This is a genomic window from Methylobacterium sp. Leaf104, assembly GCF_001422885.1.
GTDB lineage: Bacteria > Pseudomonadota > Alphaproteobacteria > Rhizobiales > Beijerinckiaceae > Methylobacterium.
Genome location: NZ_LMMZ01000002.1, coordinates 39,214 through 56,832 on the forward strand (window position 1 = coordinate 39,214; position 17,619 = coordinate 56,832).

Genomic DNA, 17,619 nt, shown 5'->3' on the forward strand with positions numbered 1-17,619 from the left:
AGCGACGAGGGGTCAAGCGACGAGGGCGGCCGGATAGGCCTGGGGCCGCATCGGCTCGGGGGCATCGAGGACCTCGCCGGCCTCCAGCCCGTAGAGCTGGCGGGCGACCGCCTCGGTGAGGTCGGCGGGAGCGCCGTCGAAGACGAGGCGGCCGTCGGCGAGGCCGACGAGGCGGTCGCAATAGCCGCGGGCCAGGTCGAGGGAATGCAGGTTGCACAGCACGGTGAGGCCGTGGCGCCGGTTGGCCTCCGCCAGGGCGTCCATGACGATGCGGGTGTTGCGCGGGTCGAGGGAGGCCACGGGCTCGTCGGCGAGGATGAGGTCGGGGGCCTGCATCATCGCCCGCGCGATGGCGACGCGCTGCTGCTGGCCGCCCGAGAGCTGGTCGGCCCGGTGGCCGGCGAAGTCGCCCATGCCGAACTCGTCGAGGGCGGCCAGCGCCAGGGCGCGCTCGCGTTCGGACCAGAGCTTGAGCAGGGAGCGGTGGCGGGGCACCTCGGAGAGCCGGCCCATCAGCACGTTGCTCAGCACGTCGAGGCGGCCGACGAGGTGGAACTGCTGGAAGATCATCGCGCAGCGCGCCCGCCAGCGCCGCAGGTCGCGCCCGCGCAGGGCGGTGACGTCGAGCCCCTCGAACAGGATGCGGCCGCCGGTCGGCTCGGCGAGGCGGTTGATCATCCGCAGCAGGGTCGACTTGCCGGCGCCCGAGCGCCCGATCACGCCGACGAACTGGCCGCGGGGGATGGAGAGGGAGACGCTGTCCACCGCGCGACGGTCGCCGTAGTGGCGGGCAAGACCTTCGAGGATCAGCATGGAATCTCCGGCGATTCAGGTCGATCGCCGGTAGAGCCGCCCCACGCGACAGGAGAATGACTATTCCCCGGCTAACCAATAGCCGGCATTATTGTGCCTCGGCTTCGTGGCGTTCCAGGAATGCTTCGATCGACAGGGCGCGGAAGTCGGGCAGCGCCCGGCCCAGGCGCGCATGGTCCCAGTCCCACCAGGCCAGCGCCTGCAGGCGCTCGGCGATCGCCTCCGGGAACCGGCGGCGCACCACGCGGCCGGGATTGCCGACCACGATGGTGTAGGGCGCCACGTCCCGGGTCAGGATCGTGCCCGCGCCGATGACCGCCCCGGTGCCGATGCTGCGCCCGGGCAGGACCACGGCGCCGTGCCCGATCCAGACGTCGTGGCCGATGCGGACCGGCAGGGCCCGGCGCCGGGCGAAGAAGGCCGCCTCGTCCGCCTCGCCCGGCCAGTAGGCGCTGGCCCGGTAGGTGAAGTGGGATTGCGAGGCCCGCTCCATCGGGTGGTTGCCGGGATTGATCCGCACATGCGAGGCGATGGAGCAGAACTTGCCGATGCTCGTGGCGTTCGCCTGCCCGTCCTCGACGATGTAGGAGTAATCGTCGAGGCTCGTCTCGCTGAGGCGCGTGCGCGCGCCGACCTCGGTGTAGCGGCCGAGGCGGCAATCCGAGAGCCGGGCCGTGGGGTGGACGGCCGGTTCGAGGCCGAGGCGATCGGAGACCATCGCGCGATCCTGTCAGGCGGAGAAGGGGAGGCGGCGCAGGAGGCGGAACGGCGCCGCGCCGTCCTGGACGACCACGCTGAGCGCATCGATCGCGAGGTCGGGCAACCCCGCGGCGGCCTCGGCCAGCAGGGGCAGGGCGGTCGCCCGGTCCTCCGGCCCGAGGGGGCCGGTGAGCGTCATGTGAAAGCGGAAGGCCTCGAAGACGTGCGGGTAGCCCCAGCGCTCCAGCAGCGCCCGGCCACGGGGATCGAGGCGCTCGGGCCGGCGGCGGGCGCGCTCGGCCTCGGTGAGGGGCGCCCGCAGGGGATCGAGGGCCGCGACGCACTCGGCGGCGAGCAGCCCGAGGGCGGGCGGGGATGCCGCCGGCACCAGGGCGGCGAAGGCCCCGAGGGCGGCCACCCGCAGGGGGCCGACGGGCAGCGGGCTCCGGTGCGCCGCCAGGGCCTCGGCCGCCGCGAGGAGATCGGCCTCGGTCGCCCCCGGGGCGAGGCGCATCGGCGCCTTCAGGGTGGCGTGGAAGCCGTAGAGGCGCGGCTCGGCGGTGTGGGCGGCCAGGATCGCCCGGAGCGCCTCCGGGCCGGGCGCCGGGCCGGGGCCGAGGATCGCGTCGCCGAAGGCGGCCAGCGCCGAGCCCGGGGCGGGCGTGACGTACAGGGCGTATCGGGTGGGTCGGTCCAACGGGGTCCTGTCCTGGCGGCGCGCGGGATGCTCGGCTGCACGCGGAATCTTGGCGGTACGCGAGGTGCCGAAGCGCGCATACTACGCGCCCCCGACGGCGATATGACAGGGTGGGCGCCGCACGCGGCGCGATGAGGCGACCCCGGTGTCCGCTCGCAGGCACAGATATTCCCTGGCCCCGCACGCCCTGTCGCTGTCGGCCGCCCTGCTCGCGGCCGGCGGGACCGGCGCGAAGGCCGTGGGCGACGCCCCCGCCCGCCGCTTTACCGCGGCCTACGGTCTCAGCTTCCTGAACCTGCCGGCGGGCGAGGCCAGCCTCGTGGTCGAGCGGGCGGGCGAGCGCTATGCCCTCGAGCTCGATGCGGGCCTGCGCGGCCTCGCCGGCTTCTTCTTCGACGGGGCCGGCAAGGCCACGGTCGCCGGTTCGGCGACCCGCGCCGGCGCGGTCACCGCCACCTTCCGGATCGACAGCCGCTACGGCGGCAAGCCGATCGCGGTGGCGCTCGACCTCGCCGGCGGGCGCGTGCGCAGCGCCAGCGTCGAGCCGCCCCCGACCCCGCGCGCGGACCGGGTCCCGGTGGCGCCGGAGGACAAGGTCGGCGTGGTCGACCCCCTGACCATGCTGACGATTCCCCTCGGGACCGCCCCCCTGGACGTGAGCCTGTGCGACCGGCGCATCCCGGTCTTCGACGGGGCGAGCCGGGCCGACCTCGTCCTGTCGCGCGGCAGCCTCGTGACGGTCTCGGAGGGCGCCTATCGCGGCCCCGCCCTCGACTGCCGGGTGCGCTGGGTGCCGATCTCCGGGCACCGCTCCGGCGGGAGCAACGTCCGCCGGATGGCCGCCAACGACGACCTGCGGGTGCGCTTCGCCCCGATCCTCGACGGGACGCTGCTGCTGCCGCTGTCGATCACGGTCGCCACCGGATGGGGCACGGTGCGGATCGAGGCCACCCGCTGGGGCGGGGCGGCGCCCGGCCCGGAGGCCCCGGCGGCGAAGCCCGGCGTGACCGTGCGCCTGCCCAACGCCCGCTAGGGGCGCGGCAACGGTTTCCCGCCGCCGCGGGTTCTCCCTCCGGTCAGCGCGGCCATCGTGAGCGAGGAGGTCGCATGCGCGTCGGAAGCCTGAAATCGGCCCAGCTCTTCACCGCCTTCGCCTCGAAGGTGGCCCGCGCCGCCGGGCGCCCGGCGACCTTCGCGGTCAGCATCGCGCTGATCCTGGCCTGGGCGGTGACGGGGCCGCTGTTCGGCTTCTCCGACACCTGGCAGCTCATCATCAACACCGGCACCACCATCGTGACGTTCCTGATGGTGTTCCTGATCCAGAACACCCAGAACCGCGACGGCGCGGCGATCCAGGCCAAGCTCGACGAGCTGGTCCGGGCCAGCGCGGCGCAGAACCGCTACATCGGCATCGAGAGCCTGACCGAGGAAGAGCTCGACGACCTGCGGGCGCGCTGCGCGAAGCGGGCACCCCTGGACGATCTCGAGGCGGCCGCCTGTGCGGCCGAGGCGGAGGCCCACCGGAAGGCCGAGGCCGCCGCCGCGCGGGCCGGCGGCCTGACCGCCTATCCGCGCTGATCCGGTTCCCGGAGCGGAGGCCAAGCGGCCGCAGGACGCCGTCCAGCGAAGGGCCTTGCGGCGACGACTCCGTGCCGCGCCGCACCCTGGCGGTGGAACGCCCGATCCTCCGCCGCGTTCGCCCCGCGACGCAGCATAGGAGACGCCAGCATGGCCAATGCGATGATCCACGACATCTTCAGCGGCACCCCGAACCTCACCACCACGGAGCGCGCCGTCTCGGTGGTGCTCGGCCTCGGCATCGCCGCCGCCGCCGCCCAGCCGCGCCCGAACAAGTGGCTCAGCCTCGCGGCCCTCGTGGTCGGCGCCGGCCTCGCCATCCGCGGCGCCACCGGCCATTGCGCCGTCAAGGCCGTGACGGAGGCCTGAACCGGCCCCGCGCCCGGTGCCCGAGCGTATCGGGCACCGGGCGGCCCTCGATCGGACACGAAAAAGGGGCGCCTCGGTGAGGCGCCCCTTTCGCATCGGACTTCGATGTCGCGTGGACTTACAGCGTGGTGGTCGAGCGGCGGCCCTGGATGAAGCCGTAGATCGCCAGCACCACGATCGCGCCGACGACCGCGCCGATCAGGCCCGCGCCCTGGTTCGGACCGTACCAGCCGAGCGCCTGACCGAGGAAGGTGGCCACGAAGGCGCCGACGATGCCGAGGATCGTGGTCAGGATGAAGCCGGCCGGCTCGTTGTTGCCCGGCATGATGAACTTGGCGATGACACCGGCCAGGAAGCCGATGATGATGGTCCAGATGATACCCATGAGCTGATCCTCGAACTTGGCCGAACCCTCTGGGTCGGACGTCACTGGCGGTGGCGGCGGGCGTCTCAGCCTTGGCCTTGGCGCATGGGGTGAGAACGCCGCATCCGTGGGATGAGTTGCGCTGCACGAAGCGACTTTGTCGCGTGGCACGCGAAGACCGGCCGGCGCGGCCGGATTCCCGCGCGCGCAGGGCCGCGGGCCTCTTTACGTTCGGGTCCCCGGCGCGGCACAACGCTTGCCCCGAGCCGGGATGCCGCGTGGCGTCCCAAGGCCGATCCGCGAAGAGGCACGTTTTCCCGTCATGACGATCCAGCGCTTCGAATCCGGTCCCCGCATGAGCCAGGCCGTCACCTACGGCGACATGGTGTTCCTCGCGGGCCAGGTGGCCGGCACGGTGGTGGGCGCCGGCGTCACCGCGCAGACCCAGGAGATCCTCGGCGAGATCGACCGCCTGCTGGCGGCGGCCGGCACCGACAAGAGCCGCATCCTCACCGCCACGATCTACCTGGCCGACATCGCCACCTTCGCCGAGATGAACGCCGCCTGGGACGCCTGGGTGGCCAAGGACAACCCGCCGGCCCGCGCCACGGTGGAGGCCAAGCTCGCCGCCCCCGAATACCGCGTCGAGATCGTGGTGGTGGCCGCGAAAGGACAGGCATGATCCGAGCCGGCAGCCGCCGCGCGCTCCTGTCCGGGGGGCTCTTCGCCGGGGCGCTCGCCGCCCTGGCGCTCGGCCTGCCCGGGGCGCGGGCCGAGACGCCCGCGCCGAAGGGCGAGCGCGTCGTCAACATCTACAACTGGTCGGACTACATCGACCCGAAGATGCTCGACGCCTTCACGAAGGAGACCGGCATCAAGGTCGTCTACGACACCTACGACAACAACGAGATCCTCGAGACCAAGCTGCTGGCCGGGCGCTCGGGCTACGACGTGGTGGTGCCCTCCGGCCCGTTCCTGCAGCGGCTGATCCGGGCGGGGGTGTTCCAGCCCCTCGACAAGGCCCGGATCCCGAACCTCGTCCATGCCTGGCCCGAGATCGCGGCGCGGCTGGCCACCTACGACCCCGGCAACACCTACGCCGTCGACTACATGTGGGGCACCACCGGCATCGGCGTGAACCTCGCCCTGGTACGCGAGCGCCTGGGGGCGAGCCAGCCCCTCAACACCTGGAGCCTCGTCCTCAATCCGGGCCTGATGGCCAAGCTCAAGGATTGCGGGGTGATGCTGCTCGATTCCCCCGAGGACCTGATCCCGAGCCTGCTGCCGTTCTACGGCTTCAAGCCGGATTCCAAGCGCTGGGACGACATCACCCAGGTCACCGACGCCCTGTTCAAGGTGCGCGGCTCGGTGCGCAAGTTCCACTCCTCGGAATACATCAACGGGCTGGCCAACGGCGACCTCTGCCTCGCGGTCGGCTATTCGGGCGACGTGATGCAGGCCCGCAAGCGCGCCGAGGAGGCCAAGAACGGGGTCGAGATCGGCTATGTCATTCCCCGCGAGGGCGCGCTGATGTGGTTCGACGCCTTCGCGATCCCGAAGGACGCCCCCCATCCCGCCGAGGCCCACGCCTTCCTCGACTACATGATGCGGCCCGAGGTGGCGGCGGCCAACACCAACTTCGTCTCCTATGCCAGCGGCAACGCGGCGGCCCGGAAGTTCGTCAAGCCGGAGATCCTGGGCAATCCCGGCATCTACCCGGACGAGGCGACGATGCAGCGCCTCGCCAGCAACACCGCCTGGGACGACCGCACCCAGCGCTTCGTCACCCGGAGCTGGACCCGGGTGCGGACGGGGCGCTGAGGCACCGGCGACACGCAAGGCCGCGCGAACGCGAACGGCGGCCCCGAGGGGCCGCCGTTTTCCTGTCGGACGCTCCGGCCGGAGGGTCAGTTGCTGGCGAGGTGGGGCATCGGGTCGACCGGGGTCGCGCCCTTGCGGATCTCGAAGTGGAGCTGGGGCGAGGTCACGTTGCCGGAGGCGCCGGACTTCGCGATGGTCTGGCCGCGCTTGACCTTCTCGCCGGGGCGCACGTCGAGCTCGCCGTTATGGGCGTAGGCCGAGACGTAGCCGTTGGAGTGGCGCACCAGGACGAGCTTGCCGTAGCCCTTCACGTCGGAGCCGGCATAGGCGACGGTGCCGTCCTCGGCCGCCTTCACCGCGGTGCCCTCGGGCACCGAGATGTTGATGCCCTCGTTGCCGGAGGTGCCGTAGCCCGAGATCACCCGGCCCTTGGCGGGCCAGCGGAACGACTGCTCCGGCACCGAGCTGGTGGTGGCGGGCTCGGCCTTGGGGGCCTCGACCGCGGCGACCTTCACGGGCGCCTTGCTGGCTTCCGCGGCCTTGGCCTCGGCGGCCTTCGCCTCGGCGACCTTGCGGGCCGCGTCCTTGGCGGCATCGGCCTTGGCCTGCTTGGCCACCTCGGCCTCGGCCGTCCTGCGGGCCGCCTCGGCCTTCTTCGCCGCGTCCTTGGCCGCGTCCTTGGCCGCCTCGGCCTTCACCTCGGCCTTGGCTTCCTTGATCTCGATCTTGCGGACCGGCTTGTCCTCGGCCTTGGCGACGGCCTGCCCGGGACGAACATGGGCCTTGCGGGCATCGGCAGCCTTGGTCTCGGCGACCTTGGCGGCCTCCACGACCCTGCGCGCCTCGGCGAGCTTGGCGGCGCTCGCCGCCTTGTCCGCGGCCTTGCGGGCCTCGGCGGCCTTTCCGGCCTCCAGGGCCTTGCGGGCTTCGGCGAGCTTGGCCGCCTCGGATTCGCGTCTGGCCTCGGCGGCCTCCGCCTCGCGGCGGGCGTCGGCGGCGCGCTTCTCGGCGGCCCGGTCGATCACCTTCGGGGCCGGCGCGGCGGGCACCGCGCGGGTGCTCATGCGGGCCGCGTCGGGGTTCATGCCCGAGACCGCCGAACCGGTCATGCCACCGGACGTCATGCCACCCGAGACCGGCTCGGTGGAGGCGAGGCGGGTGGTCTGGGCACGGGCCGGGGCGGGGGCCGCCGCCATCGGGCGGGGCGACATGGCGGTGGGCGACATCGCGGCGCCCGGGGCCCCGAGGGCCTGGGACTGGATGCGGCTGGTGCGCACCACCGGCGCCGGGGCGATCTCGCCGTCGGGCAGGCTGCCCGTCGCGGCGGGCTCGCTCGACAGGTTGGAGGCAAACGGATTGCCGAAGGGATCGCCCAACCGGGACGCATCCGAAGAACAGGCGGCCGCGCCGCCCCCAATCACGCCGATGAGCGCGAAACGCGACAGCGTCCTCAACCCTCGACCAGTCCCGCGAACCCGCATCGACGCACCTGTTTGCCTGACGCAACTTGATGACGTCATTCAAACCGGATTCAGGTTAAGCAACCGTTCCGATTCACCACGTTTGCGCCACGAAGGGACCCCTGCGGGAACCTTTCGCCCTAGAGGACGCGGGCGCGGCCGGGGGTGAGGGGCGCCAGCCGGACGGCCGCGCCCGGGCGCGGCTCCAGGGTGCCGTCCGGGGCCCGGGTCCAGGTGACGAGGCCCGCCGCCTCCGGCCGCCCGACCGGGGCGACGAGGCGGCCGCCGGGGCCGAGCAGGGCCGCGAGGTGCTCGGGAATCGCCGGGACCGTGCCGTTGAGGAGGATGCCGTCGAAGGGCTCCGCCCCCCGCAGGGTCGCCGGGTGCAGGCCGTCCCCGACGGCGATCGTCGCCAGGAGCCGGTCCTCCGGCACGAGGTTGTCGCGGGCGTCGTCCGCCAGGGTGGCGTAGCGCTCGACGCTGTGGACGTGGGCGGCGCCGAGGCGCAGCATCAGGGCCGTGACGTAGCCCGAGCCGGTGCCGATCTCGAGGATGCGGGCGCCCGGGCGCAGGGCCAGCGCCTTCAGCATCGCCGCCACCGTGGTGGGCGCCGTCATGGTCTGGCCGCAGGCCAGCGGCAGGGCGAGGTCGCGCCGGGCGAGGTCGCGGTGATGGGCGGGGGCGAAGCGCTCGCGCGGCACCCGCTCCATCGCCCGCAGGGTGTCGGTGTCGCGCACGCCGCGGCCGCGCAGGGCCATGACGAAGGCGGCATCCTCGATCGAGCCCTCGTGCATCATGGCTGGATCTCGACCGGTTCCGGGTCCGTCGGGCTACTGCGAAGAGCCCTTGCCCGAGAACCCTTTGCCCGAGAACCCTTTGTCCGAGAATCCTTGCGCGAAGCGCGTCAGGCTCGGCTCGTCGGTGAGGTCGAGGCGCAGCGGCGTGACGGAGATGCGCTTCTCGGCGATGGCCTTGAGGTCGGTGCCGTTGCCGGGCTGGAACGTCGCCTTGGCGAAGGCGAGCCAGAAATAGGGGTTGCCGCGCCCGTCCTGGCGGGCATCGATGGCCAGCAGCGCCTGGTTGCGGAAGCCCTGCGCGGCCACCGCCGTGCCCAGCACCTCCTCGGGCTCGCAATCCGGAAAGTTCACGTTGATCACGATGCCGGGCTCGATCCCGATCTCGAGGATCCTGCGCACCACGGCGGGGCCGTGCTCGGCGGCGGTCTGCCACTTGATGGCGCCGCGCCCGCCGGCGCCGTAGGCCTGGCTCAGGGCGATGGAGCGCACGTTGAGGATGGTGCCCTCCATGGCCGCCGCGATGGTGCCCGAGTAGGTCACGTCCTCGGCGACGTTCTGGCCACGATTGACCCCCGAGAGCACGAGGTCGGGCCCGTGGTCCTTGAGGATGTGGCGCACGCCCATGATCACGCAGTCGGACGGCGTGCCCTTCACGGCGAAGCGCTTCTCCGCGACCTGGCGCAGGCGCAGGGGGTCGTTCAGCGAGAGCGAGTGCGAGACGCCGGACTGGTCGGTCTCCGGCGCCACCACCCAGACGTCGTCCGAGATGGCCCGGGCGATCCCCTCCAGGGTCTCGAGACCCGGCGCGTGGATGCCGTCGTCGTTGGTGACGAGAATGCGCATCAGCTCTTGAACCCCTCGATCCGCTCGATCCCGCCCATATAGGCCTTCAGCACCGACGGCACCGTGACGCTGCCATCCGGGTTCTGGTAGTTCTCCATCACGGCGATGAGCGCGCGGCCCACGGCCACGCCGGACCCGTTGAGGGTGTGGACGAAATTCACCGCCTTGCCATCCCGGGCGCGCACCCGCGCGTTCATCCGCCGCGCCTGGAACTCGCCGCAGACCGAGCAGGACGAGATCTCGCGGAAGGTCTCCTGGCCCGGCATCCAGACCTCGATGTCGTAGGTCTTCTGGCTCGCGAAACCCATGTCGCCGGTGCACAGCGTCATGATCCGGTAGGGCAGGTCGAGCTTCTTCAGCACGGCCTCGGCCGAGCCGAGCATGCGCTCGTGCTCCTCCGCCGACTGCTCCGGCGTGGTGATCGAGACGAGCTCGACCTTGTTGAACTGGTGCTGGCGCAGCATGCCGCGGGTGTCGCGCCCCGCCGAGCCGGCCTCGGCCCGGAAGCACGGGGTGAGGGCGGTGAAGCGCAAGGGGAGCTCCTCCTCGCGCAGGATGCTCTCGCGGACGAGGTTGGTGAGGGGGACTTCCGCGGTGGGGATGAGCCAGTGCTCGCCCGCCTGGAACTGGTCGTCGCGGAACTTCGGCAACTGCGCCGTGCCGAACATCGCCTCGTCGCGGACCATGAGGGGAGGGGCCACCTCGGTATAGCCGTGCTCGCCGGTGTGCAGGTCGAGCATGAACTGCCCGAGCGCCCGCTCCAGCCGGGCGAGCTGGCCCTTGAGCACCACGAAGCGGGCACCGGACATCCGGGCGGCGGCCTCGAAATCCATCAGGCCGGAGGCCTCGCCGATCTCGAAATGCTGCTTGCCCGTGGCGAGCCGCGGGCGCTGGGCCTCGAAGCGCCGGTATTCGACGTTGCCGTGCTCGTCGGCGCCCTCCGGCACCTCCGGGTTCGGGCGATTCGGGATCGCGGCGAGGCGGTCGTCGAGGATCCTGCCCGCCTCGGCCTGGGCGGAGTCCAGGGCCGGCGCCTCGTCCTTCAGGCGGGCGACCTCGGCCATCAGCGCCTGCGCCCGGTCCTCGTCCCGGGCCTTCTTGGCGCCGCCGATCTCCTTGGCCAGCGCGTTGCGGCGCTCCTGGTTGGCTTGCGCGGCCGAGATCGCGGACTTGCGCGCGTCGTCCAGGGCGATCAGCTCGGCGGCGAGCGGCGCCAGGCCGCGGCGGCGCAGGGCCTCGTCGAAGGCGTCCGGATTCTCGCGGATGGCGCGGATGTCGTGCATGGGCTGAGGCTCGTAGGATGCGAGCCCGACGCTTAGCCGCATCGGCACGGGCGCGACAAGCGCGGCGGCGCGCGAGCCCGCTACTGCGCGCGGATCTGGCGCTCGGCCGCCTTGTCCTCGCTGCGTCCGTAATTGATGAAGAACAGGTTGCCCTCGACGGGGCGGCCCTTCTGCAGGTTCGCGAGCTGAACCGTGGTCTGGTAGCCCTGCGGGTCGGTGATCCGCCACTGGCTCAGGGTCTTCACCTCGGGGTCGAAGAAGAGCTGGATCTTCGAGGTGCCGCCGAGCGTGGAGCGGTCCTCCAGGGAGATGCGCAGGCCACCCGGATCGTTCGCCACGTCGGTGACGGAGAGGTCGCGGGCGAGGTCGATCTTCTCGCGCAGCAGGAATTTCAGGGGCGTCTGCGAGATGAAGTAGAGATCCTGCGTGCCGAGCTTGCGGTCCTTGACCGCCACCGAGGTGCCGTCGGCCACGATCTCCAGGGGAGAGGGCTGGTCGTAGTCGAAGCGCAGGCGGCCGGGCTTGGCGAGGGTCAGCTTGCCGCCGATCCGGCGTCCGTCCGGGCCGACCTGGACGAAGTTGCCGGTGAGCGTGGTCATGCCGTTGAAGTAGGCGTTGGCCTGCGCGATCACGGTGGCGTCGTCCGCCTCCGCCGCGGTCGCCGCCGCGGCGGGCGCGCCCACGGCCGCGACCTTGGCGGCCTTCGCGTCGGTGGCCTTCGGGTCGAGGGCCTTGGCCTCGCCCTTGGGGGCCTTCCCCTCGCCCTTGGCCGCCCTGTCCGCGGCCGCCTTGTCGGACGGCTTGCCGGCCTTCGGCGCCTGGGCGACGGGCTTCTTCGGCGCGGTGGCCGGGGGCGGGGCCGCCGGGGCGGGCTCCGGCTCGGGGGCCGGGGCCGGCTGCTCCTTGCGGCCGAACAGGCCGTCGAGGAACGAGGAGACCTGGGCGGCGGCCGGCTGCGGCTGGGCGAGGCTGGCCGCCAGGACGAGCAACGGACCGGCGGCGAGGCGGTGACGGCGGCCGATCATCGGGACGCTCCCTTGAGGCGATGCGAAGGCGTGCGGGTGGTGCCCGCTTAGAAGCCCGCCCTGTGGCGAATATGCGACGGGTGGGGCGGCGAATGCCCCACCCGGAGGGTCCGGCTCAGTCGTCGTAGTCCATCATGCCGGAGGCGGCGTGGCCGCCCTCCATCAGGATCTCGCGCTTGCCGGCATGGTTGGCCGGGCCGACGATGCCCTCGATCTCCATCCGCTCCATGATCGAGGCGGCGCGGTTGTAGCCGATCTGCAGGCGGCGCTGGATGTAGCTCGTCGAGGCCTTGCGGTCGCGCATCACCACCTGCACGGCCTGGTCGTAGAGCTCGGCGCCGGGGTCGATGCCGCCGCTGCCCGCATAGGCGCCCGCGTCGAAGATCGGAGCGTCGCTGTCCTCGATCTCGGCGGCCTGGGCCTTCTCGGCCCGGTCGGCCTTGTCGGCCTTCGCGCCCTTGGCGGGCTTCTCGTCGCCGCTGCCGTCGTCGGCCGTGACGGCCTCGAGGTAGGAGGGCCGGCCCTGGCGCTTGAGGTGGGCGACCACGCTCTCGACCTCCGCATCCGAGCAGAACGGCCCGTGCACNGTCGGCCGTGACGGCCTCGAGGTAGGAGGGCCGGCCCTGGCGCTTGAGGTGGGCGACCACGCTCTCGACCTCCGCATCCGAGCAGAACGGCCCGTGCACGCGCGTCGTGCGCCCGCCGCCGGCCATGAACAGCATGTCGCCCTGGCCCAGCAGCTGCTCGGCGCCCATCTCGCCCAGGATCGTGCGGCTGTCGATCTTCGACGTGACCTGGAAGGAGATCCGGGTCGGGAAGTTGGCCTTGATCGTGCCCGTGATCACGTCGACCGAGGGGCGCTGGGTGGCCATGATCAGGTGGATGCCGGCCGCGCGCGCCATCTGGGCCAGACGCTGGATCGCGCCCTCGATGTCCTTGCCCGCCACCATCATCAGGTCGGCCATCTCGTCGACCACGATTCGTAGACGGCCTGGCCGGTCTCGCGGTTGAAGCCGGTATGGACCTCGCGGGTGATCACCTCGCCCTTGGCCCGGGCCTCCGCCATGCGGGCGTTGTAGCCGTCGATGTTGCGCACGGCGATCTTGGACATCTTCTTGTAGCGCTCCTCCATCTCGCGCACGGCCCATTTGAGGGCGATGACCGCCTTCTTCGGGTCGATGACAACGGGGGAGAGCAGGTGCGGGATGCCGTCGTAGACGGAGAGCTCTAGCATCTTGGGATCGACCATGATCAGGCGGCACTCCTCCGGCTTCATCCGGTAGAGCAGGCTGAGGATCATGGTGTTGATCGCCACCGACTTGCCCGAGCCCGTGGTGCCGGCCACCAGCAGGTGGGGCATCTTGGCCAGATCCGCGATGATCGGCTCGCCGCCGATGTTCTTGCCGAGGCACAGGGCGAGCTTGTGCTTGCTCATCCCGAAATCGGCCGAGGCGAGGAGCTCGCGCAGGTAGACGGTCTCGCGGGTGTCGTTGGGCAGCTCGATGCCGATGACGTTGCGGCCCGGGACCACGGCGACGCGGGCCGAGACCGCCGACATCGAGCGGGCGATGTCGTCCGAGAGCGAGATCACGCGGCTCGACTTGGTACCGGGCGCCGGCTCGAGCTCGTAGAGGGTGACGACCGGGCCGGGGCGCACCGCCAGGATGTCGCCGCGCACGCCGAAATCCTGGACCGTCTGCTGGAGGTTGAGGGCGTTCTGCTCCAGCACGTCGGCATCGACCTCCTCCGTGTCGTTCGGGGGCGGCTCGGCCAGGAGGTCGAGGGCGGGGTGCTCGTAGTCGGCGTTCTCCACGAAGGACATCGGCACGTGCCGGCCGGCGGGGATGAGGAGCGGGCGCTCGGGCAGGATCGCGCGCGGCATGTGGACGGCCGGAGCCTCCGGCACCGCGGCCGCCTCCGCCTCGGCGACGGGCGCCTCGACCGGGACCGGCGCGTCGACCGGACCGGTCGAGGCGACGGACGCGGACGGCTCGGCCTCCTCGGGGGCGGACAGGCCCTTGGGGTTGCGCAGCAGCACCGGTCGCGCCGGGATCGGGGTCGGCACGAAGGCGGGCTCGGCCGCCCGGGGCGCCGGCACGAAGGGGACAGGTGCGACGGGGACCGGCGCGAAGGCCGCGACGGGCACGAACGGCATCGCCTCCGGCAGGGCAGGGGAGGGGGCCGGGATCGGAGCGGCGACCACCGGGGCGGCGGGCGGGACCGTGGTCCGGCCCGCGCGGATCGCCGCGCGGGCGGCCATGGCGTGGAGCGGGGCCGGACGGACCGGCGCGGCCCCCGGAACCGCGTTGTCCTGGCCCTCGACCGGACGCGGCGGGCCGAAGGGCTCGAACCGCACGAGGTGTTCCAGGCGGTAGGCGGCGCGGGCCGGCGCCTCGACGGCCGCGTCCGCCGGGAGGATGCCGGCCTCGGACGCCACGCTTTCAGGAGCCGCCGGCGCCGGCGCGGGCTCGGCCTGGATCGCCGACCAGGCGTCGAGCGCGGCGCCGTCGCGCCCGTCGAACCAGGCATGGACCTCGGACCAGTCCGGCACGTCCGACCAGTCGCGGTCGTCGGGGATCACGGCGGTCTCAGCATGAAGGGTCTCGGCGTGAAGGGTCTCGACCGGAGCGGCCTCCGCCTGAACGGTCTCGGCGTGACCGGTCTCGGGTTCCGGCGCGGGCGCGGCGGCCTCGGTATCGGGGCGGACCTGGCGCCGGTCGGGGCTGCGGAAGAAGCGCACGCCGGGGGGCGCGACGAAGGGCTGGCGCCAGAGGGGCTCGGGCACCTGGGCGGCCAGGGCCTCGGCCTCGGCCTGCGCCGCGAGGGCGGCGCGCTCCTGCGCCTCGGCCTCGAAGCGGCGCGCGTCCTGCTCGGCCTGGAGCCGCAGGGCCTCGGCCTCGGCCTCCGCATGGGCCTGGGCGCGGGCGGCGCGCTCGGCGTCCAGCGCCCGCTGGCGCCGCTCGTGCAGGACCGGATCGGGGGTGCGGGTGTAGCGCACGGCCGGGCCGGCCGGAGCCGGGGCGGCGTAGGCGGGCGCCTCGCCCGCTTCCGCCATGATCGCGGCCGGACGGCGCGGCGTCCGGATCAGGACCCGCGGGGCGGGCGAATCGGCCTCCGTCAGGGCGTCGTCGAATCGGGCCGCGGGGGCGGCGCGGCTCGGGATCATGTCGAGGGTGGCGCGGTCGTCGAAGACCTGGGCGGGCCAGGCCTGGATCGCGGGGGCGGGCCGGAAGGCGAGGCCGACCTCGTTGCGGCCGACCAGGGCCTGCGGGCTCGTCATCCAGCTCGGGGTCGGGCGGGTGGCCGCCACGGTGTAGTCCTGCCGCTGCGGCGGACCGGCGAGGCGGCGCGAGAGGGTCGCCCGCAGGTTCATCAACCGGTGCGCCAGGGCGCCGATCGACAGGCCGAGACGGTCGCCGCCGCGAACGGGGCGCGAAGGATCACGATGGGAGTAGGGGAGCCGTCCCGATGCGCGCATGATTGGCCGGATGTACTCAAAACGGGTCCGCCGCCGGGAGCGGCGCGGTTCAGCGCTGAGTTAGGGGCATCGTCGTTAACAGACGCTTGATCCGACCCCGCGAACGGCGCGCGATCGCCTTCGCGAAGACCACGGAACCCGTCCTCCGAACCCGAAGCCCCCTCGCCCGGCCCGCTCGGCCGGCCTCCCTGCGGAGCGCCCCGGCACCGCCCCGGCACGGCGCTTAACCCTTGCGCTGGAGGCGGATGGCGGCAGGGGTTAAGGTGCCGCCGCGACCAGCCCGGAGCCCCGCCCCTTGTCCAGTCCCTCGGCGACCAGTCCCTCGGCCGATCCCGGCTTCCGCTCCCTCTACCGGCACGGCTTCGCCCGGGTCGCCGCCTGCACCGGCCGCAGCCACCCGGCCGACCCCGCCCGCAACGCCGAGGCGATCCTCGCCCTCGCCCGGTCCTGCGATCGCGCCGGGGTCGCCGTGGCGGTGTTCCCGGAGCTCTGCGTCTCGGCCTACGCCATCGAGGACCTGTTCCTGCAGGTGACGGTGCTCGACGCGGTGGAGGCGGCCATCGCCCGGATCGTGGCGGAATCGGGTGCGCTCCAGCCCGTCCTCGTCGTGGGCGCGCCCCTGCGCTGGGGCCATCGGCTCTACAATTGCGCGCTCGCCATCCATCGCGGCCGCATCCTCGGGGTGGTTCCGAAGAGCTTCCTGCCGACCTACCGGGAGTTCTACGAGAAGCGCCACTTCGCCTCCGGCGCCGGCATCGCGGGCGAGACCCTCCGGGTCGCCGGCCTGGAGGCGCCGTTCGGCACCGACCTGCTGTTCGCCGCCGCGGACCTGCCCGACCTCGTGCTCGGCATCGAGATCTGCGAGGATCTCTGGGTCCCCGCCTCCCCCGGCACCGACGCGGCGCTCGCCGGCGCCACCGTGCTCGCCAACCTGTCGGGCAGCCCGATCACGGTGGGCCGGGCGGAATCCCGGGCGATGCTGTCGCGGGCCGCCTCGATGCGCGGCCTCTGCGCCTACGTCTACGCCGCCGCCGGCACCGGCGAATCCACCACCGACCTGTCCTGGGACGGGCAGACCAGCATCGACGAGAACGGCGTGCGCCTCGCCGAGGGGCCGCGCTTCTCGCCCGAGCCCGTGATGACCCTGGCCGATATCGACCTCGGCCGCCTCGCCCAGGAGCGGCTCCAGATGGGCAGCTTCGACGATTCGGGCCGGGCCGCGCCGCTCAAGGCCGCCTATCGCCGGGTGGCCTTCCGGCTCGATCCGCCGGCCGGCGACCTCGGGCTGAAGCGGACCGTCGAGCGCTTCCCCTTCGTGCCCGCCGATCCGGCCCGGCTCGCCCAGGATTGCTACGAGGCCTACAACATCCAGGTGGCGGGCCTCGCCCAGCGCCTGGAGGCGACGGGAACGAAGAAGGTCGTCATCGGCGTCTCGGGCGGCCTCGATTCCACCCACGCCCTGATCGTGGCGGCCAGGGCCATGGACCGGCTCGGCCTCCCGCGCGACCACATCCTGGCCTATACCCTGCCGGGCTTCGCCACCTCGGAGGGCACCAGGGCCAACGCCCACGCGCTGATGACGGCCCTCGGCACCACCGCCCGCGAGATCGACATCCGCGAGGCCGCCACCGTGATGCTCAAGGGCATGGACCATCCGTTCGGGCGCGGCGAGCCGGTCTACGACGTCACCTTCGAGAACGTGCAGGCCGGCCTGCGCACCGACTACCTGTTCCGGCTGGCCAACCAGAACGGCGCCATCGTCATCGGCACCGGCGACCTGTCGGAGCTGGCGCTCGGCTGGTGCACCTACGGCGTCGGCGACCAGATGAGCCATTACGGCGTCAATGCCGGCGTGCCCAAGACCCTGATCCAGCACCTGATCCGCTGGGTCATCGGCTCGGGCCAGTTCGCCCCGGACGTCGGCGCCACCCTGCGGGCGATCCTCGACACCGAGATCTCGCCCGAACTGGTGCCCGTGGCGGCGGGCGCGGCCCCGCAGAGCACGCAAGGGGTGATCGGTCCCTACGCGCTGCAGGACTTCACCCTGTTCTACACCCTGCGCTACGGCTTCCCGCCCTCGAAGATCGCCTTCCTGGCGCTCCACGCCTGGAGCGACGCGGAGGCCGGAGCCTGGCCGCCGGACTTCCCCGAATCCGAGCGCGGCGCCTACGACCTGCCCGAGATCCGGCGCTGGCTCGCGGTCTTCCTGACGCGTTTCTTCGGCTTCAGCCAGTTCAAGCGCTCGGCCCTGCCCAACGGGCCCAAGGTCTCGGCGGGCGGCGCCCTGTCACCGCGCGGGGACTGGCGCGCGCCCTCCGATGGAAGCGCCGCGCCCTGGCTCGCGGAGCTGGCCCGCAACGTTCCGGAGACCTGATCGACACAGTGCTGTCCG

General features: G+C 72.7%; 16 protein-coding genes and 1 pseudogene. 6 read left to right on the forward strand and 11 right to left on the reverse strand.

Annotated features, from left to right (window positions below):
- Nucleotides 1-12: 12 nt before the first annotated feature.
- The 3 genes from phnC to ASF49_RS04090 form a co-directional block, all read right to left on the reverse strand.
- Nucleotides 13-813 (reverse strand): phosphonate ABC transporter ATP-binding protein, encoded by an 801-nt coding sequence (gene phnC, locus ASF49_RS04080; protein ID WP_056468208.1) that lies wholly within the window; start codon nt 811-813, stop codon nt 13-15.
- An 88-nt stretch (nt 814-901) separates the two neighbouring features.
- Entirely contained in the window at nt 902-1,531 is a 630-nt protein-coding gene (locus tag ASF49_RS04085; protein WP_056468212.1) for a DapH/DapD/GlmU-related protein, read from the reverse strand.
- A 12-nt stretch (nt 1,532-1,543) separates the two neighbouring features.
- Nucleotides 1,544-2,209, reverse strand: coding sequence for a DUF1045 domain-containing protein (locus ASF49_RS04090; RefSeq protein ID WP_056468216.1), 666 nt, complete (start codon nt 2,207-2,209; stop codon nt 1,544-1,546).
- A gap of 145 nt (nt 2,210-2,354) precedes the next feature.
- Here ASF49_RS04090 and ASF49_RS04095 point away from each other — a divergent pair, with 145 nt between their 5' ends.
- The 3 genes from ASF49_RS04095 to ASF49_RS04105 all read left to right on the forward strand — a co-directional run bounded on the left by ASF49_RS04095 (nt 2,355) and on the right by ASF49_RS04105 (nt 4,156).
- Nucleotides 2,355-3,242, forward strand: coding sequence for a DUF3108 domain-containing protein (locus ASF49_RS04095; protein ID WP_156652839.1), 888 nt, complete (start codon nt 2,355-2,357; stop codon nt 3,240-3,242).
- Nucleotides 3,243-3,316: 74 nt separating this feature from the next.
- Nucleotides 3,317-3,787, forward strand: a complete 471-nt coding sequence (locus ASF49_RS04100; RefSeq protein ID WP_056468220.1) for a low affinity iron permease family protein — start codon at nt 3,317-3,319, stop codon at nt 3,785-3,787.
- 150 nt (nt 3,788-3,937) lie between these two features.
- A complete protein-coding gene (locus ASF49_RS04105) occupies nt 3,938-4,156 on the forward strand; it encodes a YgaP family membrane protein (protein ID WP_056185312.1) in 219 nt (72 codons plus the stop codon).
- 118 nt (nt 4,157-4,274) lie between these two features.
- Here ASF49_RS04105 and ASF49_RS04110 read toward each other — a convergent pair whose 3' ends face one another.
- Nucleotides 4,275-4,541, reverse strand: coding sequence for a GlsB/YeaQ/YmgE family stress response membrane protein (locus ASF49_RS04110; RefSeq protein ID WP_056468223.1), 267 nt, complete (start codon nt 4,539-4,541; stop codon nt 4,275-4,277).
- 301 nt (nt 4,542-4,842) lie between these two features.
- On the opposite strand from ASF49_RS04110, the gene ASF49_RS04115 reads away from it, so the two are divergent.
- Complete coding sequence (locus tag ASF49_RS04115) at nt 4,843-5,202, forward strand: RidA family protein (RefSeq protein ID WP_056468225.1); 360 nt, start codon at nt 4,843-4,845, stop codon at nt 5,200-5,202.
- Nucleotides 5,199-6,341, forward strand: a complete 1,143-nt coding sequence (locus ASF49_RS04120; protein WP_056468229.1) for a polyamine ABC transporter substrate-binding protein — start codon at nt 5,199-5,201, stop codon at nt 6,339-6,341. Before ASF49_RS04115 ends, ASF49_RS04120 begins: the two co-directional genes overlap by 4 nt.
- A gap of 86 nt (nt 6,342-6,427) precedes the next feature.
- Here ASF49_RS04120 and ASF49_RS04125 read toward each other — a convergent pair whose 3' ends face one another.
- The 7 genes and pseudogenes from ASF49_RS04125 to ASF49_RS22905 all read right to left on the reverse strand — a co-directional run.
- Complete coding sequence (locus ASF49_RS04125) at nt 6,428-7,822, reverse strand: M23 family metallopeptidase (RefSeq protein WP_056468232.1); 1,395 nt, start codon at nt 7,820-7,822, stop codon at nt 6,428-6,430.
- A gap of 119 nt (nt 7,823-7,941) precedes the next feature.
- Nucleotides 7,942-8,598 carry a protein-L-isoaspartate O-methyltransferase family protein gene (locus tag ASF49_RS04130; RefSeq protein ID WP_056468235.1) on the reverse strand — a complete coding sequence of 219 codons (657 nt, stop codon included), beginning with the start codon at nt 8,596-8,598 and terminating at the stop codon, nt 7,942-7,944.
- Nucleotides 8,599-8,631: 33 nt separating this feature from the next.
- Nucleotides 8,632-9,441, reverse strand: a complete 810-nt coding sequence (surE, locus tag ASF49_RS04135) for a 5'/3'-nucleotidase SurE (protein ID WP_056468238.1) — start codon at nt 9,439-9,441, stop codon at nt 8,632-8,634.
- Nucleotides 9,441-10,724, reverse strand: coding sequence for a serine--tRNA ligase (gene serS / locus ASF49_RS04140; RefSeq protein WP_056468241.1), 1,284 nt, complete (start codon nt 10,722-10,724; stop codon nt 9,441-9,443). The genes surE and serS overlap by 1 nt, the downstream gene beginning before the upstream one ends.
- 80 nt (nt 10,725-10,804) lie before the next feature.
- Nucleotides 10,805-11,749 (reverse strand): LolA family protein, encoded by a 945-nt coding sequence (locus ASF49_RS04145; RefSeq protein ID WP_056468246.1) that lies wholly within the window; start codon nt 11,747-11,749, stop codon nt 10,805-10,807.
- A gap of 115 nt (nt 11,750-11,864) precedes the next feature.
- Nucleotides 11,865-12,335 (reverse strand): DNA translocase FtsK (locus ASF49_RS22900; RefSeq protein WP_272481491.1); only part of this gene is annotated, 471 nt, incomplete at its 5' end.
- 1 nt (nt 12,336) lies between these two features.
- Nucleotides 12,337-15,122, reverse strand: a pseudogene (locus ASF49_RS22905) (DNA translocase FtsK); the annotation flags it as partial.
- A gap of 400 nt (nt 15,123-15,522) precedes the next feature.
- Between ASF49_RS22905 and ASF49_RS04155 the strand changes: the two are divergent.
- Complete coding sequence (locus ASF49_RS04155) at nt 15,523-17,601, forward strand: NAD(+) synthase (protein WP_056468249.1); 2,079 nt, start codon at nt 15,523-15,525, stop codon at nt 17,599-17,601.
- Nucleotides 17,602-17,619 lie beyond the last annotated feature (18 nt).

What these genes read in the sequence shown, in the direction of transcription:
- phnC (WP_056468208.1), bottom strand. Translation starts at nt 813, where the DNA reads ATGCTGATCCTCGAAGGTCTTGCCCGCCACTACGGCGACCGTCGCGCG.
- ASF49_RS04085 (WP_056468212.1), bottom strand. Translation starts at nt 1,531, where the DNA reads ATGGTCTCCGATCGCCTCGGCCTCGAACCGGCCGTCCACCCCACGGCC.
- ASF49_RS04100 (WP_056468220.1), top strand. Translation starts at nt 3,317, where the DNA reads ATGCGCGTCGGAAGCCTGAAATCGGCCCAGCTCTTCACCGCCTTCGCC.
- ASF49_RS04105 (WP_056185312.1), top strand. Translation starts at nt 3,938, where the DNA reads ATGGCCAATGCGATGATCCACGACATCTTCAGCGGCACCCCGAACCTC.
- ASF49_RS04110 (WP_056468223.1), bottom strand. Translation starts at nt 4,541, where the DNA reads ATGGGTATCATCTGGACCATCATCATCGGCTTCCTGGCCGGTGTCATC.
- ASF49_RS04115 (WP_056468225.1), top strand. Translation starts at nt 4,843, where the DNA reads ATGACGATCCAGCGCTTCGAATCCGGTCCCCGCATGAGCCAGGCCGTC.
- ASF49_RS04120 (WP_056468229.1), top strand. Translation starts at nt 5,199, where the DNA reads ATGATCCGAGCCGGCAGCCGCCGCGCGCTCCTGTCCGGGGGGCTCTTC.
- ASF49_RS04125 (WP_056468232.1), bottom strand. Translation starts at nt 7,822, where the DNA reads ATGCGGGTTCGCGGGACTGGTCGAGGGTTGAGGACGCTGTCGCGTTTC.
- ASF49_RS04130 (WP_056468235.1), bottom strand. Translation starts at nt 8,598, where the DNA reads ATGATGCACGAGGGCTCGATCGAGGATGCCGCCTTCGTCATGGCCCTG.
- surE (WP_056468238.1), bottom strand. Translation starts at nt 9,441, where the DNA reads ATGCGCATTCTCGTCACCAACGACGACGGCATCCACGCGCCGGGTCTC.
- serS (WP_056468241.1), bottom strand. Translation starts at nt 10,724, where the DNA reads ATGCACGACATCCGCGCCATCCGCGAGAATCCGGACGCCTTCGACGAG.
- ASF49_RS04145 (WP_056468246.1), bottom strand. Translation starts at nt 11,749, where the DNA reads ATGATCGGCCGCCGTCACCGCCTCGCCGCCGGTCCGTTGCTCGTCCTG.